At 52.3% G+C, this 6,617-nt stretch carries 7 protein-coding genes; 3 read left to right on the top strand and 4 right to left on the bottom strand.

Features of this window, described 5'->3' with window-relative positions:
• Window positions 1–295 precede the first annotated feature (295 nt).
• Together ABYP33_RS16640 and ABYP33_RS16635 are read right to left on the bottom strand one after the other, a co-directional pair.
• Window positions 296–1,276: a ribonuclease Z gene (locus ABYP33_RS16640; protein ID WP_373092273.1), complete on the bottom strand. Its 981-nt coding sequence runs from the start codon at window positions 1,274–1,276 to the stop codon at window positions 296–298.
• Window positions 1,277–1,316: 40 nt separating this feature from the next.
• Window positions 1,317–2,009, bottom strand: a complete 693-nt coding sequence (locus tag ABYP33_RS16635; RefSeq protein ID WP_373092272.1) for a TetR/AcrR family transcriptional regulator — start codon at window positions 2,007–2,009, stop codon at window positions 1,317–1,319.
• Window positions 2,010–2,276: 267 nt separating this feature from the next.
• Here ABYP33_RS16635 and ABYP33_RS16630 point away from each other — a divergent pair, with 267 nt between their 5' ends.
• On the top strand, window positions 2,277–3,152 hold the full coding sequence (locus ABYP33_RS16630; protein WP_373092271.1) for a TIGR03619 family F420-dependent LLM class oxidoreductase: 876 nt from the start codon (window positions 2,277–2,279) through the stop codon (window positions 3,150–3,152).
• A gap of 334 nt (window positions 3,153–3,486) precedes the next feature.
• Here the strand turns inward: ABYP33_RS16630 and ABYP33_RS16625 are convergent, their stop codons facing one another.
• The gene (locus tag ABYP33_RS16625) at window positions 3,487–4,689 is read right to left on the bottom strand and encodes an alpha/beta hydrolase family protein (RefSeq protein WP_373092270.1); all 1,203 of its coding nucleotides are present in this window, start codon (window positions 4,687–4,689) and stop codon (window positions 3,487–3,489) included.
• 155 nt (window positions 4,690–4,844) lie between these two features.
• Here ABYP33_RS16625 and ABYP33_RS16620 point away from each other — a divergent pair, with 155 nt between their 5' ends.
• Window positions 4,845–5,420 carry a tyrosine-type recombinase/integrase gene (locus ABYP33_RS16620; RefSeq protein ID WP_373092269.1) on the top strand — a complete coding sequence of 192 codons (576 nt, stop codon included), beginning with the start codon at window positions 4,845–4,847 and terminating at the stop codon, window positions 5,418–5,420.
• Complete coding sequence (locus ABYP33_RS16615; RefSeq protein WP_373092268.1) at window positions 5,407–6,117, top strand: HAD family hydrolase; 711 nt, start codon at window positions 5,407–5,409, stop codon at window positions 6,115–6,117. Before ABYP33_RS16620 ends, ABYP33_RS16615 begins: the two co-directional genes overlap by 14 nt.
• 12 nt (window positions 6,118–6,129) lie before the next feature.
• Here ABYP33_RS16615 and ABYP33_RS16610 read toward each other — a convergent pair whose 3' ends face one another.
• A complete protein-coding gene (locus tag ABYP33_RS16610; RefSeq protein ID WP_373092267.1) occupies window positions 6,130–6,330 on the bottom strand; it encodes a hypothetical protein in 201 nt (66 codons plus the stop codon).
• Between the last annotated feature and the right edge of the window lie 287 nt (window positions 6,331–6,617).

The raw sequence follows: 6,617 nt of genomic DNA, 5'->3' as shown, positions 1-6,617 counted from the left end.
TGAATGCCTTATTACCCCAACGTCTAAGCCCAAACTTCGTTGCTGGGATAGACTCCTGCCTCCGCAGGAGTGACGATTGATTTGGTCTGGTGTCGTTGCCGTTAAGCCTTCGCTGGAGCAACGGTGGGTTTAGCGTGGGGTGTTTGCTGCCATACTTGCGCAGGCCATGACGGACCATGTATTAAACTCGCAGCACCCATCAAGTCTTCCCTGCGCAGGCAGGGACCGCAAATCCCTAAACGTCTTCCCTGCGCAGGCAGGGATCCATGTGAGCGTAGTGAATGCTTTTGTGCCGTTAGCGCTTATTTAGGCTTTTATCTTTCTCGAGCTGATAGCTTTGCAGGTCTTCTGCAAGCAGCAAGTTCCCCTGGTAGTGTTCGCGGGCTTCTTTGTAGAGGTCTTTTACGGTGTGCTGGGCTTTGTGTTTGCTTTTAGATGAATGGCCACTGCGATAGCGTTGACTGAAGTGGGTGAGTATAAGGTGGGGGAGCCCTGTGTCGGTGGCAGTTTTGGCAACCATGGCGGCGGTGCTGTGCATGTATTGCGGGCCGACTTTGGCGAAGACGTCTTCGGTGAAGGTGGCTTCGTGAATGAGTAGGTCGCAGTCTAGCAGTGCCTTATGCAGTAGGCTGGGTTGGTCGTTGTCGCCGCCAACGACAATTTTGCGGGCTGGCCAAGCGGGGGTGCATACCTCGCTGGCTCGCAGGCTGTTGCCATTTTGCAGTGTTATATCTTCACCCTGTTGTAATTGGTGCCACAGTGGGCCGCGAGGTATGCCAAGGGTATCGAGTTTAGTTTCGTTGATGTGGGTTGGGGGGATTTCGGTAATCTGGTAGGCAAAACAGGGAACCCGGTGCGACATTTCGATGGCTCTTACCTGAATGGCGCCGTCATTGTAATAAAAACCCGGCTGGTCGCTGCGTACAAAATGCAGGGGAAAGCGCATATTGTGAACATCGGTAAGGGCAAAGGTGTTGCGAACGTATTGCTCTATGCCGTCTGGCGCGCAGACCGTGAGTGGCTCGGTGCGGCCGCTCATATTGGCGCTGGCAATAAGGCCGGGTAATCCGTAGCAGTGGTCACCGTGAACGTGGGTGATGAAGATGGCTTTGAGTTTGGCGCTGGAGTGGTGGCTATGCAATAGGCGGTGCTGAGTGCCTTCGCCACAGTCGATTAAATACCAGTCGCGGTTGTCGTCTATGTTCAGCGCTAGGCCGGTGACATTGCGTTGCGCCGTTGGCGTGCCGGCGCTGGTGCCTAAAAAAGTAAAACGCATAAATTCGGTTTTGTTACTCCGTGTGGGCCTTCATTGTGAGTTATTTGCCTTGGCGTTGCTTGAGTATTTGTAAGGTGTTGGACGATGGCGGGGTCTCGAGCATTGCCGTAATGCTGTCGATGAGATTGCTAGCCATAAAGTCGGTGTCACGTATCATTGGGTCTAATTGCCGGTTTTTACGCACCCGCGCGTGGTCAGAGATTCCGTGAAAAGCGAGAACATTCATCATGAGAATGCGTTGCTGGCCTACTTCCGGTGGCAGATGAGTTAGCTGTTTGGCGGCCAGTGTGGCCAGCTTGGTTTCTCTGGGTATTTGCAGTGGGTGTGCGTGTGGCAGGCTGTAGCCCAAGGTATTGCTGGCTATAAGCTCAGCGCTAATGTGTAAATAGGCCTCGCCGCCGTCAGGATCGGTGAGTTTGTCCAAGAGCGGTTCGACGATGGCGGTGGCCAGTAAGCGAGCCACGGGCTGGGTGGTGGCAAGTAAGGCGTCGATTAAATCGGCGCGCTTAGCGGCTACGCTAGGGCTGTGTTTATCAAAAATAGCCTGTAACAGGCCGGTTTTGTTGCCAAAATGGTATTGCACGGCGTTGCGGTTGTTTTGGTTGGCTTCGCGGGTGATGGTATTGACCGACACCGCTTCGTAGCCTTGCTCAGCAAACAAGAGTTCGGCGGTGCGAATAAGTGCTTCGCGGGTGCGCACGCTGCGGCTGTCTTTTATGGTGCTCACATTCATGGTGTTACCACTGTGTTTTATTTTTCTGAATTACTCTAAGTTATTGGTTATATTAACAAAAAATTGAACCAAATAAACCATATTAGAGGCAATGTTACGGTTTAAAACCCTGCGCTTGCCTGCATAAACCTACTATTAGCATAGACCGTAATCGTCAATTTGCTGCGCCATTTGGGTGAGGCGGCAACCGCAGCTTTGTATTAATGTGATTGCTGCTGACTCAGCTGGGTTGGCCTATGACAATAATGACCGGGGAAGGGATTAGCGATGAAGTTTGCCTATCACCACAGTATGTGCCCGCAGGAGCAGTATGCGCCCCTGACCTTAGAAGCCGAGCGGCTGGGCTTTGATACGATTACCATGCCCGACAGTATTTGCTATCCGAAAGAGGCGAGTTCCAAATACCCCTACAACGCTGACGGCAGCCGCGCGTTTTTAGAGGGGGTGCCATTTATGGAACCGTTTATACTGACGGCGCACTTGGCGGCAATGACCAGCACTATTCGCTTTTCTTCCTCGGTGCATAAGCTGGCGGTGCACGAGCCAGCCTTAATTGCTAAGTCTTTGTCGACATTGGCGGTGTTGAGCGGCAATCGCTTTACTTACGGCGTGGGCATTAGCCCGTGGGCAGAAGATTTTGAAGTGAGCAATGTTGCGTGGGAAAAACGCGGCAAGCGCATGGATGAAATGATTGAGATCATCAATGGCCTGATGAGTGGTGAGTACTTTGCTTATAAGGGGGATATATTCGATCTTCCCGCCATAAAGCTATGCCCGGTACCCTCTGTTCGCCCGCCGATACTGGTCGGCGGCCATTCTATTCCGGCATTGCGCCGCGCAGCGCGATTAGGCGATGGTTGGATTGCGGCCGGTGGCGAACTTGAGTCTATTAAGGACATGATCGATAAAATTAATGGCTTCCGCAAAGAGTACGATCGCGATCACCTGCCTTTTGAGTTTCAAGCGATGACGGCGGAAGCCTATAGCGCTGATGGGATAAAGCGTCTTGAAGACATAGGTGTAAATGAAGTGCTGGTTGCGTTCCGTGATGTCTATGCCTCTGAAGCAGATGATAAAACCGTTGAAGAGAAAACAGGTGTGATGACTTGGTATGCGAATGAGGTGATTGCTAAGTCGAAGTAGCGGACTGCTTCAGGGCGATGGGGTGTAAAGTGTGAATTCACTTCGTTGCTGAGATGGGCCCCTGCCTTCGCAGGGGCGACGATTTTAATCCGAGTCATCACTGCGCCGGCAGGGAGCCATATGCATGTCGTGACCCCCCCTACGCCTTTTATTTGGCACCCCCTGCGAAGACTGGGGGCCATGTAGTTGCGGAGTCGATAAGGCTCAGTTAAAGCGCAAAACACTGCGCCAGTACCGATTGTTTATGGCATTGCTTAAGGCGTTAGCTGGAAGAAACATTCGCTGCCTTCGCCGGGATGCCCTCAGCAAAAAATTGTCACTTTGGCGTGTACGGTCAAGCGTCTCCCTTCTCTGTCGTCACTGCCTGACAATGTCTATCCATGAACAGCTGCATTAACTTCAAGTACTCACTTTGCCCTAAGTGCACTAGGTGATTACCCGGAAACCAGTGCAAATGAGATTCTGGCCAGTGGGCGTGGAGTAGGCGCACAAAGCGCGGCGGGGTAAAGCGGTCACCAGCGCCGCCGATGACCATGACCCGTTCGGGATCAAGTTTGGGCTGGTAACTTAGTGGGCTGTGTATTGCCAAGCCGCGACGAAGATCCATTGGCGTTAAGCCGGTGCGCTTGCCAATCAAGTCCATTAAGGCACCCGTTGGCTGCCAGCTGCGCACGGTATCGACCGGAGAGACTAACGGTGAGTTCGGTATACAAAATGCCAAGCGGGGCTCAACAACCGCCATTATTGAACTCAAATAACCACCCAAACTCAGGCCGCTAATCCCTACATGGGGCGCGCCGCGCTCAAATAAGTAGTCTATAAACACCCGCGCATCAGACACGGCTTGGAGCATGCCTTCATTTAGCTGAGAAAAACCGCCGGCAAAGAGGCCGTAACCGCTAAAAGGGTGGCATGGCTCGGCGCGAGAACCGTGAAACGGCTGGGTCATTAACAATATATTGTAGCCATTGTTGTAAAACGAACTCAGCGAAAAAAACAAGCTGTTAAAGGCATACGAGCTCTCAACCACACCGTGCACAAAGATTAAGGTCGGACGCGGGCCGCCTGGATGACTCCAATACTGCGCGCAGGCAGTTCGGTTACGCTTATAGCTCAAATAGCTGTCAGTGAGGTCGGGGTTCAGCGGGGTAAACGGGCTAGTGAAACGCAATTCAACCGCCGGAATGTCTTTGGGCTTATAGCCAAAACGGCCAATTTTATGGATTTTAACATCGACCTTGGGCGGCGGTATAAACACATCGTCGACATCGCGAGATTCCGCCAAGCGAGCGTAAAAATTCATGCGAGCCCGCTCGCGAGCCATACCGTCGCCAATAAAGAATTGAGGCAACAAAGCACCCGAAATCATAACGCCTAAACCGGTGCGCACTATACGGTCCATTATCGCCGTGCCATAAACCTTTAGTGGGTACTCACCATCGAGTTCAGTGCCGTCAGCCTGGCAGTAGAAATCCTCTGGAAGACTGAGCCACCACGGCGGTGATTCTTTAACCGGTGGCAACAGGGTTTGCGACATGCGTATTGTTCTCTTTTTATATTTAGCGAGAACTTAGTTGTAACATATCCACCCTCAATAGCAGTAGTGCCAACTAAAAATAAATCCGCCACAACGAGCTTGCTCCCACTGGGGGCAGTGCTTAAGCTACGCATTCTGACTTTGCGGCGCCTGACATGAGTATTCAGCACGAACTCGAGGATTTCTTGGACTATCTGGCCACCGCCCGACGGCTGTCGCCGCATACGCTTAGCGCCTATCGCAATGACCTTGCGAACTTCGTCCGGCTTGCAGAGCTTGCTGCGCTCAATGTAAGCGATTTAGATTTAAATGACGCCTTAGTCACCGTGGCCGGCAAAGGCAATAAAACCCGAACCCTGCCAATTGGTCGTATTGCGATTGCGGCCCTGAGGCAGTGGCTCAACACCCGCGCCAGTCTCACCCCCGATCAGGCGCTGTTTCTTGGCCAACGCGGTCAGCGCCTCGGTCACCGCGCAATACAACAGCGCCTGCGTTTTCGCGCCACGCAGCAGGGTTTACCGGCCCACGTTCACCCGCATATGCTGCGCCATTCCTTTGCCAGCCATTTATTGGAGTCCAGCAGCGATTTGCGCGGCGTCCAAGAGTTACTCGGCCACGCCAATCTGTCGACGACCCAGGTCTATACTCATTTGGATTTCCAACATTTAGCCCAGGTCTATGACAAGGCCCACCCTCGAGCAACACGCAAGGTGAATAATGAGCAAGATTAAACTACTGAGTTTTGATCTAGACGATACCCTTTGGCATACCGCCCCCACCATCGCTATGGCCGAGCAGGCATTTTATTTACACCTGCAAACCGCGGCGCCTGCGCTTACCGCTATGTTCAGCCCCAAGGCACTGCGTGAGCACCGCCTGCAATACTTAAGCGCCAACCCTGGCCTAGAGCACCATATTTCGCAATGGCGGGTCGACAGCCTAAATCAGGCCTTAATTGAATCTGGTTATGGTGAGCAAAGCCAAGAATTAGCCGCCGCGGCCTTTGATGTTTTTTATCACGCCCGCCAGAACGTGCAGCTATTTGAACACTGTGCCAAGGTACTTGCCGAATTAAGCCAAGACTTCATGCTCATTAGCTTGACCAATGGCAATGCCGATCTGAGCCGCCTGCCAATTAGCCAGTACTTTCACTCCCATCATAGAGCCGAGCAAGTTGGCGCCGCCAAACCCGCAGCGCCACTCTTTTTGGAAGCATTAAGACAGGCCGATTGCCTGCCCCAAGAGAGTATTCACATCGGTGACAATATCAATGACGATATCGCTGGGGCAAAGGCAGTCGGTATGCATGCCATTCAAGCGCGGCTTATAGAACACGCGCCTGAACCACATCCACTGGCCGACCTGCACTTTGATGACTGGCGCGACTTACCACGCTTAATTCAAAAACTGCATTCCAGCACGCGCTAGCCAATGCCCATGTCAGAACGTATCGGAGTCTGAATCGGTGTCGGCAAGATTGCTGCGCATATGGGGTTCGAGATGTTTTATCTCGCCGCCGCGCGCCAAAAAATCTTGAACATCTTTAGACAGCTGATCCCGCATACGATCATGCACGGTCTGGCTGGGCACAAAGCTTGGGTTTGAAACTTGACTATCTGTACTACGACTACGCGACCCCATACGAACTCCTCCCGGAAACAATAAACCCGCGTTTATAGTGCGCTTTATACTGTTTTCATCCCCTAGCTGACAAGCATCAGATTAGGCTGTTTTGTTCTTAGCCGCGCGTTCAACTAATATATTTTGAGCTAAAAAAAAGAATTGTATGGATCGGGTAGGAGGCGGAATCACTTCCGCCGTCCTCCCACACCACCGTACATACGGTTCCGTATACGGCGGTTCATATTGTACTCATGAGACGACGATACTGATCCACTAACGAGATCAGCCCCAGTTGATCAAAACGG

Origin of the sequence: Zhongshania sp., from assembly GCF_041584495.1 — a bacterium.
In the GTDB taxonomy this organism is placed as follows: Bacteria; Pseudomonadota; Gammaproteobacteria; order Pseudomonadales; family Spongiibacteraceae; genus Spongiibacter.
The sequence above is the reverse complement of the archived record's forward strand: the minus strand, read 5'-3'. Positions and strand labels throughout refer to the sequence as shown.